Raw genomic sequence first — 20,396 nt, forward strand, 5'->3', positions numbered from 1 at the left:
TGCGTCACAGTTGGGACGCGGGGCGGGTAGGGTCTTGCCATGACGAACTACGCGGTGTTCCTGCGCGGCATCAACGTGGGCGGCATCAACATCAAGATGGCCGATCTCCGCGCGGCCCTCGAGGCGCTGCCCGTCACCGGTGTCAAGACGCTGCTCGCCTCCGGCAACTTTGTGTGCGCCGCGAAGGCCACGGCTGGGGAACTAAAGTCGCTGGTGGAGGCCTGCCTGCGCGAAGACTTCGGCTACGACGCCTGGGTGGTGGTCCTGGACCAGGCGCGGCTCAACGCCATCATCGACGCCTGCCCCTACCCGTCCGACAACAAGGAACAGCACAGCTACGTCACGCTGTCCTCCGACCCCGCCATCCTTGACGAGCTGCAAACGCTGGGAGGCGCGCTGGCCGGCGTCGACCTGGCCAGGCTGTCCCCCGAGGCGCTCGCCTGGCTGGCCCCGGCGGGGGGCACGCTCGACTCGCCGTTCAGCAAGCTCTCCGCCAAGGCCAAATACAAAAGCACGACGACGACCCGCAACCTGCGCACGCTCCTGAAGTGCCGCGACGCGCTGTCGCCGTAGGCGACAGGGCCGGCGTTTCCGCAGGCTGCGTAAAGGAGGCCGTAAGGCCGGATGGCAGCCGTAAGGCCGGATGGCAGCCGTAAGGCCGGATGGCAGCCGTAAGGCCGGATGGCAGCCGTAAGGCCGGATGGCGGCCGTAAGGCCGGATGGCAGCCGAGGGAATGCTGGTTCCGTCGCGACACTCACCGGGCGGCGTCGAGGGCTTCCTGGAACCTGCGGTAGCGGGCGAGTTCGGCCTCGGTGGGTTCCAGCACGAGGGACTCCGCCGCGCCGGCAACGCCCTCCCGCAGCCGGCGCCGGGCCGCGGCGGCCCGTCCCCGGGCGCCCGCCGCGGCAAGGAATCTCGAGGTCACGGCCAGGAATAACCCCACCACCACGCCGGCCGCAACCATCAGCGTGGGCAGCGGCCAGCCCTCCACCCGCGGCGCCTGCGGCACCGGCAGCTGGAAATAGCCCAGCGCGGCGAGCACGCCCAGCCACACCAGCCCGCCCACGGCCACCAGCAGCGCCAGCCACTGGATGAGCGAAAACACCGGCCACCACCAGGCGCGCGCGTTCGCCTTCAGGTCCGCGGAGGCGACGGCCTGGTCCAGCGCGTCGGGCAGGGCTTCCCGGTTGCTCCGCGCCGCCGCCCGGATGGAGGCGCGCCAGGGCCCGGCGGCGCCGTCGCTTGCGGCGTCGGCGAAGTCGCGCAGCGCCGAATCCAGCCGGGCCTGCCCGGCCGCGTCCGCGGGGGGCAGCGACGTCCGGTTCACCTCGGACGCCCCTTCCCGGCGCAGGCCCAGCCGGCGCAGGGGGTCCTTCCGGAACCGGGCCATCCACCGCGTCACCGGCCAGCCGGTCCGTTTCACGGCCTCCAGCCGGTAGGACGTGCGCACGGCGGACACCACGGTCTCCACGTGCACGGCGTCCGCCAGCCCGGCAGCCAGCGCCTTGCGGTCCTGCTGGTGGATCCCGGCGGCACGGCCCGTGCCGGCCGCGGCCCCGAGGTGCCCCGCGGCCACGGCAACGTCGGCGGCCAGCCGTGCCGACTGCGCCGCCTTGGCCTTGACGACGGCGGCCACGCGCCGGCGCAGCTCGTCCACTCCGTCGCCCGTCACCGCGGATACGGCCAGCACGGAGACCTTCCCCAGCCCGTCGCGGTCCAGGATCGAGGACAGGGATTCCAGGACCGGCTTCACCTCGGAGGCGGCCAGCCGGTCCACCTGGTTGAGCACCACCAGGGTGACGGCCGCGTGGGCGGAAAACGGCCGGATGAACTCGTTGTGGATGGCGGCGTCGGCGTATTTTTGTGGGTCCACCACCCACACCAGCACGTCCACCTGCCCGGCCAGGCGCTCGGCGGTCTCGCGGTTCGCACGCTGCACCGAGTCGAAGTCGGGGAGATCCAGCAGGACCAGGCCGCCGCCGTCGTCCCTCAGGCAGGGCACGGGCCCGCCTTCGCGGCGCTCCGCCACCTCCAGCCAGTCCAGCAGCGGCGCGCTTCCGTCCGGCTGCCACACCATGGCCAGCGGCTCGCTCGTGGTGGGCCGGCGCACGGCCATGCGGGCGGCGTCCGTGGCGGCCACGGCGTTGAACAGCGACGACTTCCCGCTGCCGGTGGCCCCGAAAAATCCCACCACGGTGTGGTCCGCGCTCAGGGAGCGGCGGGACGTGGCCCGTTCCAGGACGCCGTACGCCTGCTGCAGCGCGGCGTCGTCGAGCCTGCCTTCGCCCAGCTCCCGCGCCTCGTTCAGCGCGTCGAGCCTGCGGGCCAGGGCCGATTCGGTGCGTGCGTCGCGGTGCCGGCTCATGCGCCCTCCCCCAGTTTCGCCAGCCCCGCGGCCAGCCCGTCAAGCCTGTCCGCCGCCGTGCCGCACCGCAGCGGCCCGATCCGCTCCAGGAAGCGCCGCTCCTGGCCTTCCAGCAGGCCGGCGCAGCGCCTTTCCAGCGACTGGCGGGCCTCGTTGGCCAGGCGCCGCACGGCATCCTCGCCAAACACGGCTTCCAGCAGTTTTTGGCCGACGACGGCGGTGCCCCCCGCAATGCCGATCTCGGCTCCCGTCAGTCCCCCAGTCAGCGAAAAGACGACGATCATCAGGACCACGCCCAGGCCGTTCACCCCGAAGGACAGCCACCGGGCCTGCGACCGCTTGGCCGCCCCCTCGGTGCGGATCATGGCCAGCACGTCCCCCTGCCAGGCGCGGATCCCGGCGGCGACCTGCGCCGGGAAGTCCGGCGTTGTCCCGGAGAGGTCCTCGGCGCCCAGCAGGGCGCGCCCGGCGGGATCGGCCCGCCAGCGCTGGTCGGCATCCTCGGCGGCCCGCGCGGCCTGGTCCACGATGACGGCCTGCAGCCCGGTTTCGATGGCTGCCTCCACCTTCACGGCCGGCGGCGGCTGTCCCTTGAAGAAGGCGCCGATCCGGTCCCGGACGCGGCCGATCCCGCTTTCCAGCGCCCGGAAGAAGTCGCCCGTGCCCACGAAGTCCTGCCAGCGGGCCAGCACCTCCCCGCGCAGCAGGGAGCCGTCGCTGGTGGCCTTGGAAATGCGCGCCCGGGCGTCGGTGAAGGCGGCGGCGGCGTCGTCCGCCAACTGCCGGCCGGCGTCGTCCTGGTCCCTGGCGGCGTCGGCGAGCCCGGCCACCTTGCCGGAGAGGGAGCGCACGGTGCCGTTGAGGGTGCGGCGGGCGATTTCCGCGCGGCCCGCGGAGTCCGCGGCGAGCTCCCGCAGCCACAGCGAAATGGGCGCGGTGCCGGCGGCCGGGAGCATGCCCAGTGCGTCCAGGGCCGCCTCGGGCACCACGAAGAGCGTGGAGCCGGCGAGGCCCTCCCGGGTGAGCATGGCGCGCAGGTCCGCGCTGACCTCGCCCTCCGCGCCGGGCGGCACCCGGTCCAGGACCACGGCCACCAGGATGTCGCGGGAGGCGGCGTCGACCAGCAGCTTCCAGGGCACGGCGTCGGCGTAGCGGTTGGCCGTGGTGACGAAAAGCCAGAGGTCGGCGGCGGCCAGCAGCTGGGCGGCAAGCTGGCGGTTGTCGTCGGAGACGGAGTCGACGTCCGGGGCGTCGAGCAGGGCCACGCCCTCGGGGACGGCAGGGTCGGCGACGAGCACCAGGGACTGCATGGCCGCCGCGTCCGGCGTGGCCCCGGCACGGGTGGCGGGGGTGCCGGCGCCGGACAGTTCGCCGCGGACGCGGGACAGGGTGGGCAGGACGCGGGCGGACGTGAACCAGGCGGCATCGTGCGGATGGTGGAGGAGGATGGGCTGGCGGGTGGTCGGGCGGATGGCGCCGGCGCGTGTGACGGGGTGGCCGGCCAGGGCGTTCACCAGCGTGGACTTCCCGGCGCCCGTGGACCCGCCCACGACGGCCAGCAGCGGGGCGTCCAGGCTGCGGTAGCGGGGCAGGATGTAGTCGTCGAGCTGGCCCAGGGCGTTGCCGGCGGTCCGGCGTGCGGCGGCGGCGCCGGGCAGTTCGAACGGGAGTTCCAGCGAGGCCAGCTCGCCGCGCACCTGGTCCAACAGCGCGACCGCGGCTTCCTGGGCAGGGGCGGCGTCCTGCGCAGGGGCGGCGTCCTGCGCCCGCCCGGGATTGCCGCTTTCCGGGATATTGCCTGAATTTGTTGGATTCACTGCTTCATCATGCCAGTTCCGGTGCCGGGCGGGCGGCATTGCTGCACGGAACCCGTGAACATGCAGGGAGCGGCGGGGCGGGGGAATGCAAAAGGCCGGAAAGCCTTTAGCTTCCCGGCCTTGCTTTTGTGACCCCAGCGGGATTCGAACCCGCGTTACCGCCGTGAGAGGGCAGCGTACTAGGCCGCTATACGATGGGGCCCTAATACATTCGATTCATTGCTCGGCGAACTCCAGAAACATTACCGGAATTTTGCCGTGCATGCCAATCGAAATGGCAGCTTTTGCAAGCGCTGGGATACCAGGACTCGAACCTAGAATGTCGGTACCAGAAACCGATGTGTTGCCAATTACACCATATCCCAAAGGCTGCGTTCTGCCGTGAAATCCGCGGGTTTCCCCGGTCCTTCAGCGGCCCTCGCGCCGGGATAAAACTATACCCGAGACTTTGCCAGACGCCAAAACCGCGGGCCGCCGCGGGACTGCGCGGTGAATCACTGGCCGGAGGGCGCCGCAAGCGCCGCGAGCGCGTCCAGCCCCACTACCACGCGCACTCCGTCCGCCACCCGGCCAGCCACGCGATCCACCACCGGGTCCGCCCTGCCGTCCGACGGCGCGCCCGTGCCTTTCCTGTCCAGCCAGACCGCCTGCAGCCCCGCCGCGGCGGAGCCCACGCCGTCGATCAGGTAGTTGTCCCCCACGTACAACGTTTCCCCCGGCAGGGTGCCCAGCAGGCGGCAGCCTTCCCAGAAGACCTTGGGCTCGGGCTTGGCCGCGTTGACGGTGTCAATGCCCACCAGGATGCCGATGCGCTGCAGCCCCGCGTGGTCGAGCTTGGCGCGCTGGTAGTCGTGGACGTTGTTGCTGACGGCGCCGTAGGGAATGCCTGCGGCATCCAGTGCGTCGAGGGTGGGCGCCACGTCCGGATAGGCCTTGATGGAGCGGGGCTGGGCACGTTCAAAGTCCTCGATCCACTCCTGCTCGGCCACGGCGTCGAAGCCGGGGACGCCGAGGTGGGCAAACACGGCCCGGGCCCGCAGCCCGCGCTGCTCCGTAAAGGAGAACTCGCCCGCCACGTACCGCTCGTAGTACCTCCCGGCGTCGGCCATGTACAGGGCCGCGAAACCATCCCAGTCACCCGGGCCGAAGTTCGGCAGCAGGGGCCGGCCCGCGGCGATCATGGCGTCCTTCATGGCCGCGTGCAGGTCCACCAGGGTGTCGTCAATGTCAAACAGGACGCCCCTGACCGGGGGCGCGGGGGCGCCCGGAACAGGGGTGCTGTGCACGGCCAGGTCAGCCGCGGAAGGCCTTGAGGCGGGCCAGCGAGGAGTCGCGGCCCAGGATGACCATGGATTCAAACAGGGGCGGGGAGATGCGGCGGCCGGACACGGCCGTGCGCACCGGTCCAAACGCCAGCCGCGGCTTGATGCCCAGGCCTTCCACCAGGGCGGCCTTCAGCGCTGCCTGGATCGACTCGGCGTCCCAGGAAACCACGGGTTCCAGCGCCGCCAGCGCGGTGTCGAGGACCTCGGTGAGGTTGTCGGGCAGACCCTTGCGCGCATCGTCGGCGACGTCAACGGCGTCGTCCTGCTTGAAAAGGAACGCCAACATCTCAGGCGCCTCGCCCAGGAGGGTGATGCGCTCCTGGACCAGGGGGGCGGCCTCGGTCAAAATCTCAGATTCGCGCTCGGTCAAAACATCCCCCACCACGCCGGCGGCCCGCAGGTACGGGACCAGGCGGTTGCGGAAGTCCGTGGCCTCCAGCATGCGCACGTGCGTGCCGTTGATGGCCTCGGCCTTCTTGATGTCGAAGCGCGCCGGGTTGCCCAGGACGTCGTGGATGTCGAAGCTGGCCACGAGCTGCTCCACGGTAAAGATGTCCTCGTCGGCGGAGAGCGACCAGCCGAGCAGGGACAGGTAGTTCAGCAGGCCCTCGGGGATGAAGCCGTGGTCCCGGTGCAGGAACAGGCTGGCCTCGGGATCGCGCTTGGAGAGCTTCTTGTTGCCGGCGCCCATGACGTAGGGCAGGTGGCCGAAGAGCGGCTGGTACTTGGCCACGCCCACTGCGTAAAGGGCCTGGTACAGGGCGATCTGGCGGGGCGTGGAGGAGAGCAGGTCCTCGCCGCGCAGCACGTGGGTGACACCCATGAGGGCGTCGTCCACGGGGTTGACCAGCGTGTACAGCGGTGCGCCGTTGGGGCGGACCAGGGCGTAGTCCGGGACTGATCCTGCCTTGAAGGTGATCTCGCCCCGGACCAGGTCCGTGAAGGTGATGTCCGCATCCGGCATCCGCAGCCGCAGCGCAGGCTTCCGGCCCTCCTCCTTGAACGCCGCAATCTGCTCCGGGGAGAGGTCGCGGTCAAAGTTGTCGTAGCCAAGCTTGGCGTCCCGGCCGGCCGCCTTGTGGCGCGCCTCGACCTCTTCCGGCGTGGAATACGACTCGTAGACGTGCCCGCCGGCCACCAGCTTGTCAATGACACCCTGGTATATATCGCCACGTTGCGACTGCCGGTAAGGTTCGTGCGGGCCGCCCGTTTCCACTCCCTCGTCCCAGTCGATCCCCAGCCACTTCAGCCCGTCCAGCAGCTGCAGGTAGCTCTCCTCGCTGTCCCGCTTCGCGTCGGTGTCCTCGATGCGGAAAATGAGCCTGCCGCCGGTGTGGCGCGCGTACGCCCAGTTGAACAGCGCGGTGCGGATCAGCCCGACGTGCGGCGTTCCGGTGGGCGAGGGACAAAACCGCACCCGGACAGGGGTTTCGGCGGTGACAGGGGGGATCTGGGCTGCAGTAGTCATGATGGTTCAAGTTTAGACGCACCGGGGGGCCGTCCTGGCCGGTGCCTGGATGGGCCCCGGCCGAACGGTTGACAGGCCGCCGGCCCCTGCGTAACGTACAACCAAATGGTTGTAGATGAGCTTCGTGAGGCCGAGCTGGACCGCGTGTTCCGCGCGTTCGCCGATTCCACCCGCCGGGACATCGTCCGGAGGGTCACCGGCGACGGATTGAACGTCTCCGGCCTGGCGCGGCACTACGCCATGAGTTTCGCGGCCGTCCAGAAACATGTGGCCGTGCTGGAACGTGCCTGCCTTGTCACCAAGGAACGGCGCGGAAGGGAGCAGCTGGTGCGCGCAAACCGCGACGGCCTGGAAAGGGCCCGGCGGCTGCTTGAGGAGTATGAGGCGATCTGGCGGCAGCGGGCCGGGCGGATTGCGGACATCCTGGCCGAAGGAACGGCGCAGGGAAGGGAAGCACCATGACAGTCATCAGTTCCACCAAAAACCCCGAGGCGCTCAGCCTCACCATCGTCGCGGAGTTCGACGCCGGCGTCGAGCGCGTGTGGCAGATCTGGGAGGATCCACGCCAGCTGGAACGCTGGTGGGGGCCGCCCACCTGGCCGGCCACCTTTGAGGAATTCGACTTCCGCCCCGGCGGCAAGTCCACGTATTACATGACCGGGCCCGACGGCAGCAGGGCCCGCGGCTGGTGGCGCTTCACCGCCATCGGCGCCCCGGGCCGCCTGGAGCTCGACGACGGATTCGCCGACGACTTCGGCAACCCCGTCGAGGACATGGGCACCGCCCGCATGGCCGCCACGCTGGAGGACTTGGGCGGTCGCACCCGGATGACCATCGCGTCCACCTTCGAAAGCGAGGAACAAATGCAGAAGATGCTGGACATGGGCATGGAAGAGGGAATGGGCCAGGCCATGGGACAGATCGACGCGATCCTGGCCGGCCAGCCGGCCGCCTGAACCAACAATGCCGCCGCTCCCGCAAAATGCCGCCGCCATACCTGCGGCAGAATGCGGGAGCGGCGGCATTTTTCACCGCCGGGGCTCCGCGACCGGGAGTCACCGCGGGTGGTGGGACTCCTGGAGCTGGTAGACGGGGGTGTCCAGCCCTTCCATGCGGGCCTTCAGCTGCAGGGCCAGGTACTTGGAATAGTGGCGGCTCTGGTGCAGGTTGCCGCCGTGGATCCAGAGGTTCGCCACGTTGGTGGGCTTCCACATGTTGCGCAGCTCCCCCTCCCACGGGCCCGGGTCCCGCGTGGTGTCCGAACCGTAGCCCCAGCACTTGCCCACGGCATCGGCCACCTCGGGGGAGACCAGGTCGGACAGCCAGCCGTTCATCGAGCCGTAGCCGGTGGCGTACACGATCAGGTCCGCCTCCAGTTCCGTCCCGTCCGCCATGACCACGGCGTTGCCGGTGATCTTGGCCACCTGGCCGGCGGCCAGGCGGACACGGCCGTCGATGATCAGCTGGGAAGCGCCCACGTCGATGTAGTAGCCGGAGCCGCGCCGCAGGTACTTCACGAACAGGCCGGAGCCGTCCTCGCCGAAGTCCAGGTCGAAGCCGGCCGCCTCAAGGTCGCTGTAGAACGCCGCGTCCCGCGTGGCCATTTCCGCGTAGACGGGCTTCTGGGCGTCGGGCAGGATCCGGTAGGGCAGGGAGGCAAAGAGCAGGTCCGCCTTCTCCGTGGTGACCCCGTTGGCGAGCGCCTTTTCCGAGTACAGGTCCCCCAGCCCCAGGTCCATGAGCGACTCGCTGCGGGAGATGTGCGTGGAGGAGCGCTGGACCATGGTGACGTCGGCCCCATGCTCCCAGAGGTCGGCGCAGATGTCATGGGCCGAGTTGTTGGAACCGATGACCACGGCCTTCCTGCCGGTCCAGTCGCCGCCGCCCGGGTGCCGGGAGGAGTGGTACTGCTCGCCCAGGAACGCGTCGGCCCCGTCGAAGTGCGGAACGTTCGGGTAGCCGGAGACACCCAGCGCGAACACGAGCTGCTTGGGGCGCAAGGTGACGGGAACGCCGTCGCGCCTGACCTCCACCACCCACTCGCCGGCGGCCTCGTCGAAGGCCGCCTTCACCGCCTCCGTGCCGGACCAGTAGTTCAGCTCCATGATGGCCGTGTAGTGCTCCAGCCAGTCGCCAATCTTGTCCTTGGCGGCAAAGACCGGCCAGTCGTCGGGAAAGTCCAGGTACGGCAGGTGGTCATACCAGACCGGGTCGTGGAGGTGGAGGGACTTGTAGCGGTTGCGCCAGGAGTCCCCGGCCCGGGCGTTCTTCTCCACCACGATGGTGGGCACGCCTTGGCGGCGCAGGCGGGCGGCCAGGCCGATGCCGCCCTGCCCGCCGCCGATGATCAGGCAGTACGGCTGTTCGTCATATCCGAGCCGGGCCTCGTTGTCCTCCTTGCGCTCCAGCCACGACCTGCGGCCCTGGGTGATCTGGTGCGCCACGCCCTTCTCGCGCCTGGGACCCTTCCGCTCTTCGAAGCCCTTGAGCTCCTGCATGGTGGTCAGCAGCGTCCAGCATTTCCCGTTCTTCAGCCGGAGGTGGCCGTAGCCCGTGGCGGCGCCGGTCTCGAAGCGGATCCAGGCCTCGGCGCTGTCCGTGTCGCCCGTGGCGTCCTCGGCCAGTTCCCAGCCGCTGGGGGCCACATGGTCCAGCCGGTCCGCGAGCATCTGGCCGATCTGCTCCCGGCCTTCGAGGGTTTTCAGGTTCCAGGTGAAGGCGACGAAGTCCCGCCAGTAGCTGTCCGGCGCAAATAGCTCCGTGGCCACGCCAATGTCCCTGGCAACGAGTGCCGCATTGAGGCTGGCCAGCCAATCCGAGACGATGTTGTTCGGCGTGCGTGACATGTTCACTCCCTTGTGTGCTTCCCCGCGCCCCGCTGCAGGGGGGGGCGTAGGCTGGTGGAAACGTGATTGATCTCACAAGTAAAGCCCCGCGGGGGTTGCACGGGCGTTACACGCGCTCCCCGTCCCGGCGTTCCGTTGTCCGGCACAGGAAGAATGCATGTCCCAGCAGTTGTCCACCCCAAGCACGACGGCGGCTTCGTCGTTGCGCTTTTCCGATCCCGTGAACTATTCCCGGTTGTTGCGCAACGCGCACGAGGATGTCATTTCCGGCGGCCACCGTTCCGAAATCGCGGAGGGGATCCAGGAATCCTGGCACCGGTCCCTGGCCCTGGGGATCAGCCCGGACCAACACAGCCCGCGGCACGTGCGCGAGTCCGCCGACGTCGTTGGGGTGCGCGCGGAGCATCCCCTGGCTGACGCCGTCCCGGCCCTGGCGGAGCTGCTGGGTGACGATTCCCCGGACGGCCGGCGGCTGGTGATTGTCACCGACGCGCTGGGCGAGGTGCTGTGGCGGATCGGCAGCCGGGACGCGCTGACGCTGGCCGAGAGGTTGGAATTCGTGGAGGGCGCGGACTGGTCCGAATCCGGCATCGGCACCAACGCGATCAGCGAGGTGTTGCGCACCGGTTCCCCGGGCCAGTTGTTTTCCGCTGAACACCTGGTGCGCACCCATCACGAGTGGGCCTGCACCGCCGCCCCCATTCGCAACCCGCTGACCGGCGAACTGCTGGGCGTGCTGGACGTCTCGGGGCCGCTCACCACGCTGACGCCGGATTCCCTGCGGATGGTCCGGTGCGCCGTCCGCGTGGCCGAGGAAATTCTGGGCCGCGCCAGCGGAGCCGGGGCACGGTCCGGCGCTGCAGGCCCGGTCTGTTCCGATGCGGCGGCGATGCGCGGCGCGTTGGGGGCGCACGATGCGCGGGCAGCGCAAGGCGCGGGTTCCGGCGTCGTTCCTCCCGAGGCCGGTGGCGGCATCGCGGCAATTGAGCTTTTGGGCGAACAGCCGTCGGTGGTGTGGGCCGATGGCCGCCGGGTTGCCCTGACGCTGCGGCGGGCGGAAATCCTGGCCCTGCTGTGCTCGCGGCATCAGGGGTGGAGCGCCGACGAACTCGCGTATGAGCTCTACGGGGAAGCGGGGACGGCGGCAAGCGTGCGGATTGAGGTGCACCGGCTCCGGAGTGTGCTGGGGCCGGTGATTGCTTCGAATCCGTACCGGCTGGCAGGGAACGTGCGCGAAGTGGTCGACGCCGGCCGCGTGCTGGCGGCGCTGCGCGGCGGGGACGTGCGGGCGGCGATGGCGCTGTACGGCGCGCCGCTGGTGAGCCGGTCGTCGGCGGTGGCCGTGGAACTGTTGCGGGAGGAGCTCGACGCCGCCGTGCGGACTGCCCTGCACGCGGACGCCTCCGTGCCAGCGCTCACCCGCTGGCTGGCAACGGACATGGGCGCCGGCGACGCTGCTGCCGTGGAGGCGTTGGAGCGGCTGGTCGGCGCCGGCGATCCGAGGGCGGCCGTATTTTCGGCCCGGGCCCGGCGGCTCGAGAACGCGCTTTTGTAGCTTTTCACGGCCCTTCCTGCAGGTGCGGCGCAGTCGAGGGGCTCAGCTGAACAGCTCGTTCGCGGGCTCGTTGTCCTTCACGAACTGCCAGCCGATCCAGAGCAGCAGGGCGAAGACCGGGATGGCGCAGAGTGTCCACAGGCCCAGGTGGAAGACCGTCCCGTCGGGCCCGGTCATGGTGTCGAAGCCGATCAGCCCGGTGATGGCCAGCAGCGCGGCCAGGCCCACCCAGCTGGTCCACGGCGAGCCGGGCATGGGCAGCGAGGACACCTTGCCCTTTTTGCGCCGCAGCATGATCTGGCTGGCGAAAATGGTGCCCCACGTGAAAATGACGCCAATGGAGGCGGTGTTCAGCGCCAGGTCGAAGGCGTGCGAGCCGCCCAGCAGGACGTTGGCGCCCACGCCCACGACGTAGACCGCGGCGATGGCCAGGATCGCGGCGTAGGGCACGTGGCGGGAGGACATCCTGGTCAGCCACTGCGGCGCATGGCCGTTGTTGGCCATGGTGCGGAAGATCCTGCCAATCGAATACAGGCCGGAATTGCAGGAGGACAGCGCGGCAGTGATGACCACAAAGTTCATCACCGAACCCACCCAGTCCAGCCCCATCGAGGCGAACACCGTGACGAACGGGCTCTCGCCGTTCTTGTAGTTCCCGGACGGCATGATCATCGCCAGCAGCGTCACCGAGCCGACGTAGAAGACAACGATGCGGACCACCACGGCGCGGATGGCGCGGGGCACCTCGCGCTCCGGGTTCTCCATTTCGCCGGCCGTGATGCCCACGAGTTCAATGGCGTTGTAGGCAAAGATGACGGCGTTCAGCACCAGGATCATGACGAGCCCGCCCTTGGGGAACATGCCGCCGTCGGCGTGGAAAAGGTTGCCAACGGTGGCATGCTGGCCCCCCACTTGGGCGTTCATGATCACCATGACCGTGCCCACCACCAGGAACATCACAATGGCCGCGACCTTCAGGCAGGACGCCCAAAACTCAAACTCGCCAAAGGCCTTCACGCTGAGCAGGTTCACCGCCACCAGCAGCACCAGGGCGCACAGGGCGCTGGCCTCCACCGGGACGCCGGGGAAGAAATATTGGAAGTACAGGCCTATGGCGATCAGCTCGGCCACGCCCGTCATGGCCCAGTTGATGAAATACATCCACCCGGACAGGTACGCGCCCTTCCTGCCAAACAGCTCCCCCGCGTAGGAGACAAAGGAGCCGGAAGTCTGCCGGTACATGACCAGTTCCCCGAGGGCCCGCATGAGCAGGTAGGCAATGGCGCCGGCGATTGCATAGGAGAAGATCAGCGCCGGGCCGGTCGACGCTAGCCGGCCTCCGGCACCCATGAACAGGCCGACGCCGATGGCCCCGCCCATGGCGATCATGGTCACGTGGCGCCGGGACAGCGTGCGCTGGTAGCCCTCGCCGGTAATGGATCCGGGAATGGGCGCAGCGGTGGCTGTGCCGGTGGCGTTTTGTGACACGCGAAAGTCCTTAAGATCGGCTTGTGCCCTGCAAAAGGCCCCCAAATCACGCACTGGCGGCGGGTGGGGGCGCAGAAGACGTGTCAATACTACTACGACGCCGGACCCGCTTCCGTGGCGTGGAGCACAGCCGCCCGCGTGGGGCAGCCCCTTAGCGGCGCACCACCGGGTTGGAGAGGCGGCCGATCCCCTCGATCTCGACCTCATAGCGGTCGCCGTCCTTGACCAGGCCGACGCCGGCGGGGGTGCCGGTCATGATGACGTCGCCGGGCAGGAGGGTGAATGCGCGGGAGACGATGGAGACCAGTTCGCGGACGCCGCGGACCATCTGGTTGGTGTTGCCGTCCTGGCGGAGCTCGCCGTTCAGCCAGCCCTGGATGCGGAGGTCCTCGGGGTCCAGCTCGGTTTCAATCCACGGGCCCAGCGGGGCGGACGTGTCGAAGCCCTTGGCGCGGGCCCACTGGCCGTCGGTCTGCTGGACGTCGCGGGCGGTGAGGTCGTTGCCGCAGGTATAGCCGAAAATGACCTCGTCCGCGCGCTCCTCCGGCACGTCCTTGCAGATGCGCCCGATCACGATGCACAGCTCGGCCTCGTAGGAGATTTCTTCCGAGAATTCCGGCATGACAACGGGTTCGTTGGGGCCGACGACGGACGTGTTCGGCTTGAGGAACAGCAGCGGGTGGACGGGGACCTCGTTGCCCAGTTCGCGTGCGTGCTCGGCAAAGTTGCGGCCAACGCCCACCACCTTGCTGCGCGGGATGATCGGGGCCACCAGGCGCACGTCCTCCAGCGGGTACTTGATGGTGGTCCGCTCCACGCCGTTGAAGAACGGATCGCCCTTGATGACAGTGACGACTTCACTGCCGGGCTCCCCCTCCACCACGCCGTACATCGGGTCATTGTCTACTACAAAACGGGCGATTCTCATGGAGTTGAGTCTAGCTTCCAGGATTGGTTTGCCGGCAACGGCAGTGAGGGGGCCCGACGGCGATCGGCGATCGTTAGGGGCGCCACGGGGCCGGGCCAGTGCGGGCGGGGCCGGTGCGGGGCAGGCCCCGGGGCTGGCCCCGCCCGTCGGCGAACGGTTCCTAGAACCCGGGCGCGGCCGGGGGCGGAGTCGGGGACGCCGGCGGGTACTGCGGGGCGTACGGATAGTTGGCCGGCGCCCCGGGACCGGCATTCGGCCGGCCGCCACCGCTGAGGCGCACAAGCTCCGCCGTGTTCTCCGCGGTGCGGATGGCCGCGATCAGCGATTCCAGCCCGACCCTCGCCAGCACCAGGTACAGCAGTGCCACGATCGGGCCGACGATGATCAAGACCAGCAGCCCGATGACGGCATTGACCCTGAAGGATGCGATGACTGCAATCAGGTAGGTCAAGCCAATGACCACCATGATCAGGACGTAAACGATCTTGGCAATGCTGGGTGAGATGAATTTGGTAAATGACAGGTCAAAGAGTGCCTTCAATTTTTCCCCCTCTAAAGTGATGAGCCCATTGCTCCGTCCGAGTCCACCACGGCGCCGGCTCCAGGGCAAGTCCTTTCCGGCATGTGGCGAAAGGGCCCGCCCTATCGCTCCCGGGCGCCGCCCTCCGCGTCCGAGCGCCGTTCCTTGATGAGCTCCTTGGTGCGCACCAGGCGCAGCACCGTCACGAGCCCCAGCCCGCCGGCCACGTTGAGCAGCACCGTGTACCAGAACCAGCCGAGCCACTGCAGGTAGCCAAAGGGGGCGCCGGCGTGGATGGCCCCGAAAATCAACAGCGAATCCAGCACGGAGTGAAAGAGCGGCAGGCCCGCGAGCAGGAAACCCCCTCCGACGGCAGCCGCGATCTTCGCCGGCACGGAATCCGTTCCGTGCTGCATGCGGGTCATGAGGGTTATGGTGCTTCCGCCCAAAATGGCCAGCGCCGCGGTCTGCACCGACAAGGGCGCCATGGCATAGTGCGCCGCGGCGTCAATGACTGTGTCCCGCCATTCGGGGAAGGCCTGCATGACCAGCCACATGAAGATCCAGCCTCCCACGAGGTTCGCCGCCAAGGTGCCGCCCCACAGCTTGAACAGCTGGCCCGGGCGCGCCTCCTTGGCGGCGACGGCGGCGACGGGGACCAGGAACCCCTCCGTGAACAGCTCGCTCTTGGCCAGCAGCAGCGCGATGAACCCGATGCTGAAGGCAAGCCCGGCCAGGAGCCGGCTGCCGGTCTCATGTTCGACGGCCAGGTAGGCCATGACACCCAGCCCAACCTCAATGCCGCCAAACAGTCCCGTCACCAGGACCGAGGCCCACGTCCTGTGCAGCCGCTGGGCGCCTTCCTCCACGATGCGGTCAAAGGTGGTTTCCAGCTCCTCCTCCACCGGGGCGTCATTGTTGCCAAGCTCGCGCCTGCGTTCCTCGTCGTCCATGGCTCCTCCTCGCCAACAGGGTCCGCCGCCCTGGAGCGCGCCGACACTTCGATCGATGTGTTTCTGTGCGTCATTCGCCCGGCCGGTCCCAGTTGGACAAACCCCCCGGGTCCTCTGACACGATCGAATGATGGCAGACCTTAACGTAATGATTCCACCCATTCTTGCCGTTCTTGCCGCCATCGCGGCCGCGCTGCTGCTCACCACGGTGCTGCGCCACGGCGCCAACCGCGTCTTTCGGAACGTTCCGGACTTTCGGCGGCGGTCCGCGCAGGCCAAGCTTCCGGTGTTCGGGGTGTTGTCCTTTCTGGGCGTTCGCATTGCAATTTCCGCCACGGTTTCCGGCCAGCCGTGGTTCCAAGCTGTCGATTTTGTGCTCGTCGCCGGACTCATCGCGGCCCTGTGCTGGCTGGCACTGGCCGCGCTGTCCATCACCGAGCGGCTGGTGCTGCGTCGCTTCTCCGCCCGCGTCGGCGACAACCGCCGGCTCCGCCGGCTCACCACCCAGGTCACGCTGGGGCGGCGCTTCCTGGCGGCCCTGCTGATCACCCTGGCCGTTGCCGGGCTGCTGCTGACCATCCCGGAAGTGCGGGCGCTGGGCACCGGCCTGCTCGCCTCTGCCGGGCTCATCTCGATCGTGGCCGGCCTGGCCATCCAAAGTTCCCTCTCCAACGTCTTCGCCGGGGTGCAGCTGGCCTTCACCGACGCGATCAGGATTGACGACGTCGTGGTGGTCGAGGGCCTCTGGGGAAGGATCGAGGAAATCACCATGACCTACGTGGTGGTCCGCGTGTGGGACGAGCGGATGTTGATTCTTCCCTCGACCTACTTCACCACCACGCCCTTTGAGAACTGGACACGGAACAGCCCCAAGATCATGGGCGCCGTCGAACTGGACCTGGACTGGCACGCTCCCGTGGCAGAGCTTCGCGCCCACCTCGACGACGTCCTGGCCGCCACCGCGCTCTGGGACGGGCGCACCGGGAAGCTGGAGGTGACCGACGCCGTGGACGGCCTGGTCCGTGTCCGGATTGTGGTCAGCGCCGCCGACAGCGGTGCCCTCTGGGACCTGCGCTGCCTGGTGCGGGAGTCGATGATGGCGCATGTGCAGCAAAGGCACCAGTCCTCGCTCCCGCGGCAGCGTTGGGAAATGATCAGCGCCTCAACTTAGCCGCCGGCGGCCGGGCGCCCCGACGGCGCAGGGCGACGTCCCGGCGTTGTGCCTCCAGGAATCAGGAGCCAGGAATCGGGAACCAGGTAACGAGGACGCGGACTACGCCAGGCGGGTCAGCCAGCCGTGCAGGTCCTCGAGCCCGCCGGTCTGGATGCCCAGGAGCTGCTCGCGGATGGCCATGGTGACCTCGCCGGTGCCGGACCCGGGCGACGCGATGGTGCCGTCGGCCGTCTTCAGCTCGCCGATGGGGGTGATCACGGCCGCCGTGCCGCACGCGAAGGCCTCGGTGATTTCGCCGGACGCCACGCCTGAGCGCCACTCGTCGATGGTGATCTTGCGTTCCTCGACCTTCATGCCGCGGTCCGCCGCCAGCTGCATGACCGAGGAGCGGGTGACGCCGTGCAGGATGTGGCCGTTGAGCGCGGGGGTGACCAGGCGGCCATCCTTGAACACGAAGAAGATGTTCATGCCGCCGAGTTCCTCGATGGCGTTGTCGTTGAACGGGTCCAGGAACAGCACCTGCTTGCAGCCCTGGGCCTCGGCCTCCATCTGCGCGGCCAGGGACGCGGCGTAGTTGCCGCCGCACTTGGCCTCGCCGGTGCCGCCCTCGCCGGCCCGGGCATACGAGGTGGACAGCCAGATCGAGACGGGCTTGAGCTCGCCGCCGAAGTAGTTCCCGGCCGGGGAGGCGATGACCCGGTAGGAAACTTCGCGGGCCGGGCGGACACCCAGGAAGGCCTCCGTGGCGATCATGAACGGACGCAGGTACAGGGCCTCCCCGTCGCCGGAAGGAACCCAGTCCACGTCCGTGGAGACCAGCTGGCGCAGGGATTCGATGAACGTTTCCTCGGGCAGCTCGGGCAGGGCCAGGCGGCGTGCGGAGGTGTTGAAGCGGGCCGCGTTGGCCTCGGGGCGGAACGTCCACACCGAGCCGTCGGCGTGCCGGTATGCCTTCAGGCCCTCGAAAATCTCCTGGCCGTAGTGCAGCACGGCGGCCGCGGGGTCCATGGCGATGGGCCCGTACGGCTCAATGCGTGCGTTGCTCCAGCCGCCCTGGCCGTCGGCGCCCACCTTGTAGTCCACCACGGCGGTGTGGTCGGTGAAGTAGTCGCCAAAGCCGGGGTTCGCCAGAATGGCGCTGCGCTCGGCGGCACTCTTCGGGTTGGCGCTGCGGTGCTGGGTGAATGCCAGCTGCGCTGTCTGGGTCATGCTTCCTCCACATGGTTGTGCCCGTCGTGGGTGGTGCCAGCCTGGGCGGAGTCTTTGCCGAAAAATCCGAACGTTGAATCGTGTTCCTGCGCCGAATGTTTCAGTTACGGTGCATTCACTCTATTGGTTAAGCGTACTCCTGCCCACCCCGCGGAAAGCGCGCCGGTACGACGCCGTTACACGGCCAAGGCGATGGCGTCGCCGATGGCGCCGGTGGGGCGGGGGGACGACGGGCTGCGGGTGGCAATGTCCGCCGCGACGGCCGCCTCGATGCGGGCCGCGGCCCCCGGGTGGCCCAGATGGTGCAGCAGCAGCGCCGCGGAGAGGATGGCCGCCGTCGGGTCCGCCTTTTGCTGCCCGGCAATGTCCGGGGCGGAGCCGTGGACGGGCTCAAACATGGACGGCGCGGTCCGGTCCATGTTGATGTTCCCGGAGGCGGCCAGGCCAATGCCGCCGGTGACGGCCGCGGCCAGGTCTGTGATGATGTCGCCGAAGAGGTTGTCGGTGACGATCACGTCAAAGCGCCCCGGGTCGGTGACCAGGAAGATCGTGGCAGCGTCCACGTGCAGGTAGTCCACGCTGACGTCCGGGAATTCGGCGGCGACGGCCTCCACGGTCCGCTTCCACAGGTGCCCGGCGTGGACCAGCACGTTGTGCTTGTGCACATAGGTCAGTTTCTTGCGGGGGCGTTCGCTGGCGCGGCGGAAGCCGTCGCGGACCACCCGCTCCACGCCGTAGGCGGTGTTGACGGAAACCTCCGTGGCAACCTCGTGCGGCGTGCCCTTGCGCAGCACCCCGCCGTTGCCGACGTACGGCCCCTCGGTCCCTTCGCGGACCACGACGAAGTCGATGGCGCCGGGCTCAGCCAACGGCGAGTCAACGCCGTCGTACAGGCGGGACGGGCGCAGGTTGACGTAGTGGTCCAGGGAAAAGCGCAGCTTGAGCAGCAGCTCGCGCTCGATCAGCCCGGAGGGGATGGCGGTGTCGCCGGGGGCCGCGCCGACCGCGCCGAAGAGGATCGCGTCGTGGCCGCGCAGTGCGTCGATGGTGGCGTCCGTGAGGGTCTCGCCCGTGGCCAGCCAGTGCTCGGCGCCGAGCTTGTAGTCCGTGATTTTCAGGCCAACGCCTTCGGTGGCGGTGACCTTCTTCAGGACCTTCACGGCCTCCGCCGTGACCTCGGGGCCGATGCCGTCGCCGGCGATAACTGCAATGTCAATCGATGCGCTCATGCGTCCACCCTAGCGAAACCATCCACATGATGGGCAAAGGGTCCCACATTTCGAGACATTATTTGATGGAGGCATATGCGTCCAGGGCGGCCCGGCGGGACTCCTGCAGGTCCACCAGCGGGTCGGGGTAGTCCGGCGTCAGCAGCTCCGCAACCCAACGGCGGACGTATCTACCGTCCGGGTCAAATTTTTTTGCCTGGGTCTGGGGATTGAAGATTCGGAAGAACGGCGATGCATCCGCGCCCGAACCCGCCACCCACTGCCAATTGGCAGGATTGGATGCGGCGTCGGCGTCCACCAGGGTGTCCCAGAACCACTGCTCCCCCACCCGCCAGTGGATCCCCAGGTTCTTCACCAGGAAGCTGGCCGCCACCATGCGGATCCGGTTGTGCATGAATCCGGTGTGCCACAATTCGCGCTGGCCCGCATCCACCAGCGGGATCCCGGTGCGCCCGTGCCGCCACGCAGCCAGGTGCCCTGCGGCGGAGCCGGGCTCCGCGCCGGCCGCACCCGCCCCGGCCCCGGCCGGATCCGCCCCATCCGCGGCGCCGGGCTGGCGCCACGGGAAGCGGTCGAACTGCGGGCGCAGGTTGGCGGTGGCCAGGTCCGGGTGGTGGAAGAGCTGGTGCCAACAAAACTCGCGCCATCCCAGCTCCGTGCCGAACACTGCCGGCCCCGGGGATCCCGGCAGCTGGCCGCGCCGTGCCGCGAGCGCGGCCCAGACCTGGAACGGGCTGAGCTGGCCCCACCGCAGGTAGGGGGACAGGCGGCTGGTGCCTGGCCTGTCCGGCCGGTCGCGCGCCTCGGAGTAGTCGGCGACCGGGCCGTCAAGGAATCCCGCCAGGACCCCGTGGCCGGCGGCCGCCGTGGGGATCCACGCCTGCCGCAGGCCGGCTGCCCAGTCCGGGGCGGTGGGCAGCAGCGACCAGTCCCCCAGCCCGTCGCTGCCCGCCAAGGGTCCGCCGAAGCCGTGTCCGGCGTCGGGCACGCCAAGCGGCGCCCGAAAGTTCCGGTCCGCCAGGGCACGCCAAAACGGCGTGAACACCTGGTATGGCTTTCCGGCACCGGTGCGGACCGTCCACGGTTCGTGCAGGAGCGAGGCCTGGAAACTTTCGGCGTGGAGTCCGGCACCGGCGGCCCCCTGCTTGACCGCCGCGTCCACGGCGCGTTCCGGGCCGCCGTAGCGCCGGTTCCAATACACCGCGCCCGCGCCCAATTCCCCGGCCACCGCGGTGACCACGTCGGCGCCGGCGCCGCGGCGCAGTATCAGCGGAATGCCCAAGGCTGCCAGTTCGGCCCGCAGGTCCTCCAGCGCGAAGTGCAGCCACCATTTGGCCGCCCCGCCCAGGGGCCGGATGCCGTCGGATTCCTCATCCAGCACATACAGGGCCGCCGCGGCGCCATCGCCGACGGCGGCCAGCAGCGCGGGGTTGTCCGCCACGCGCAGGTCGTCCCGAAACCAGACGAGGGAAGCTTTCATGGGTGGGCCTTTCGGTGGGGACGGGTGGCGTCAGGGAC

General features: G+C 69.1%; 17 protein-coding genes and 2 tRNA genes. 5 read left to right on the forward strand and 14 right to left on the reverse strand.

Annotation, left to right across the window (positions count from 1 at the left end):
• Positions 1-39: 39 nt before the first annotated feature.
• Entirely contained in the window at positions 40-573 is a 534-nt protein-coding gene (locus tag G6034_RS03295; protein WP_176633685.1) for a DUF1697 domain-containing protein, read from the forward strand.
• 182 nt (positions 574-755) lie between these two features.
• Here G6034_RS03295 and G6034_RS03300 read toward each other — a convergent pair whose 3' ends face one another.
• The 6 genes from G6034_RS03300 to gltX all read right to left on the reverse strand — a co-directional run bounded on the left by G6034_RS03300 (position 756) and on the right by gltX (position 6,976).
• Positions 756-2,366 carry a GTPase gene (locus G6034_RS03300; RefSeq protein WP_176633686.1) on the reverse strand — a complete coding sequence of 537 codons (1,611 nt, stop codon included), beginning with the start codon at positions 2,364-2,366 and terminating at the stop codon, positions 756-758.
• Positions 2,363-4,222, reverse strand: a complete 1,860-nt coding sequence (locus G6034_RS03305) for a dynamin family protein (RefSeq protein ID WP_176633687.1) — start codon at positions 4,220-4,222, stop codon at positions 2,363-2,365. Before G6034_RS03305 ends, G6034_RS03300 begins: the two co-directional genes overlap by 4 nt.
• Positions 4,223-4,312: 90 nt before the next feature.
• Positions 4,313-4,385: transfer RNA gene (locus G6034_RS03310), tRNA-Glu, on the reverse strand.
• 91 nt (positions 4,386-4,476) lie between these two features.
• A tRNA-Gln gene (locus tag G6034_RS03315) sits at positions 4,477-4,548 on the reverse strand.
• A 129-nt stretch (positions 4,549-4,677) separates the two neighbouring features.
• Positions 4,678-5,469 (reverse strand): HAD-IA family hydrolase, encoded by a 792-nt coding sequence (locus G6034_RS03320; protein WP_176633688.1) that lies wholly within the window; start codon positions 5,467-5,469, stop codon positions 4,678-4,680.
• 7 nt (positions 5,470-5,476) lie between these two features.
• On the reverse strand, positions 5,477-6,976 hold the full coding sequence (gene gltX / locus G6034_RS03325; protein ID WP_176633689.1) for a glutamate--tRNA ligase: 1,500 nt from the start codon (positions 6,974-6,976) through the stop codon (positions 5,477-5,479).
• Positions 6,977-7,081: 105 nt separating this feature from the next.
• Here gltX and G6034_RS03330 point away from each other — a divergent pair, with 105 nt between their 5' ends.
• Both G6034_RS03330 and G6034_RS03335 read left to right on the forward strand, forming a co-directional pair.
• A complete protein-coding gene (locus G6034_RS03330; protein ID WP_176633690.1) occupies positions 7,082-7,438 on the forward strand; it encodes an ArsR/SmtB family transcription factor in 357 nt (118 codons plus the stop codon).
• On the forward strand, positions 7,435-7,932 hold the full coding sequence (locus G6034_RS03335; RefSeq protein ID WP_176633691.1) for an SRPBCC family protein: 498 nt from the start codon (positions 7,435-7,437) through the stop codon (positions 7,930-7,932). Before G6034_RS03330 ends, G6034_RS03335 begins: the two co-directional genes overlap by 4 nt.
• Before the next feature lie 99 nt (positions 7,933-8,031).
• Here G6034_RS03335 and G6034_RS03340 read toward each other — a convergent pair whose 3' ends face one another.
• Positions 8,032-9,822, reverse strand: a complete 1,791-nt coding sequence (locus tag G6034_RS03340; protein ID WP_176633692.1) for an NAD(P)/FAD-dependent oxidoreductase — start codon at positions 9,820-9,822, stop codon at positions 8,032-8,034.
• A 157-nt stretch (positions 9,823-9,979) separates the two neighbouring features.
• On the opposite strand from G6034_RS03340, the gene G6034_RS03345 reads away from it, so the two are divergent.
• Positions 9,980-11,377 carry a GAF domain-containing protein gene (locus tag G6034_RS03345; protein ID WP_176633693.1) on the forward strand — a complete coding sequence of 466 codons (1,398 nt, stop codon included), beginning with the start codon at positions 9,980-9,982 and terminating at the stop codon, positions 11,375-11,377.
• Between the two features lie 42 nt (positions 11,378-11,419).
• Here G6034_RS03345 and G6034_RS03350 read toward each other — a convergent pair whose 3' ends face one another.
• The 4 genes from G6034_RS03350 to G6034_RS03365 form a co-directional block, all read right to left on the reverse strand.
• Positions 11,420-12,865, reverse strand: coding sequence for an amino acid permease (locus G6034_RS03350; protein WP_176633694.1), 1,446 nt, complete (start codon positions 12,863-12,865; stop codon positions 11,420-11,422).
• Positions 12,866-13,016: 151 nt separating this feature from the next.
• Entirely contained in the window at positions 13,017-13,793 is a 777-nt protein-coding gene (locus G6034_RS03355) for a fumarylacetoacetate hydrolase family protein (protein WP_176633695.1), read from the reverse strand.
• A 160-nt stretch (positions 13,794-13,953) separates the two neighbouring features.
• Complete coding sequence (locus tag G6034_RS03360; protein ID WP_176633696.1) at positions 13,954-14,334, reverse strand: DUF4282 domain-containing protein; 381 nt, start codon at positions 14,332-14,334, stop codon at positions 13,954-13,956.
• 101 nt (positions 14,335-14,435) lie between these two features.
• Positions 14,436-15,266: a formate/nitrite transporter family protein gene (locus G6034_RS03365; RefSeq protein ID WP_176633697.1), complete on the reverse strand. Its 831-nt coding sequence runs from the start codon at positions 15,264-15,266 to the stop codon at positions 14,436-14,438.
• A gap of 148 nt (positions 15,267-15,414) precedes the next feature.
• Here G6034_RS03365 and G6034_RS03370 point away from each other — a divergent pair, with 148 nt between their 5' ends.
• Positions 15,415-16,437, forward strand: a complete 1,023-nt coding sequence (locus G6034_RS03370) for a mechanosensitive ion channel family protein (RefSeq protein WP_176633698.1) — start codon at positions 15,415-15,417, stop codon at positions 16,435-16,437.
• Between the two features lie 102 nt (positions 16,438-16,539).
• Here the strand turns inward: G6034_RS03370 and G6034_RS03375 are convergent, their stop codons facing one another.
• From G6034_RS03375 to G6034_RS03385, 3 genes are all read right to left on the reverse strand, one after another.
• On the reverse strand, positions 16,540-17,649 hold the full coding sequence (locus G6034_RS03375; protein ID WP_176633699.1) for a branched-chain amino acid aminotransferase: 1,110 nt from the start codon (positions 17,647-17,649) through the stop codon (positions 16,540-16,542).
• 176 nt (positions 17,650-17,825) lie between these two features.
• Positions 17,826-18,878: a 3-isopropylmalate dehydrogenase gene (locus G6034_RS03380; RefSeq protein ID WP_176633700.1), complete on the reverse strand. Its 1,053-nt coding sequence runs from the start codon at positions 18,876-18,878 to the stop codon at positions 17,826-17,828.
• A 58-nt stretch (positions 18,879-18,936) separates the two neighbouring features.
• A complete protein-coding gene (locus tag G6034_RS03385) occupies positions 18,937-20,358 on the reverse strand; it encodes a cryptochrome/photolyase family protein (RefSeq protein WP_176633701.1) in 1,422 nt (473 codons plus the stop codon).
• Between the last annotated feature and the right edge of the window lie 38 nt (positions 20,359-20,396).

The sequence above is a fragment of the Arthrobacter wenxiniae genome, assembly GCF_013376105.1.
Taxonomy (GTDB): Bacteria; Actinomycetota; Actinomycetes; order Actinomycetales; family Micrococcaceae; genus Specibacter; species Specibacter wenxiniae.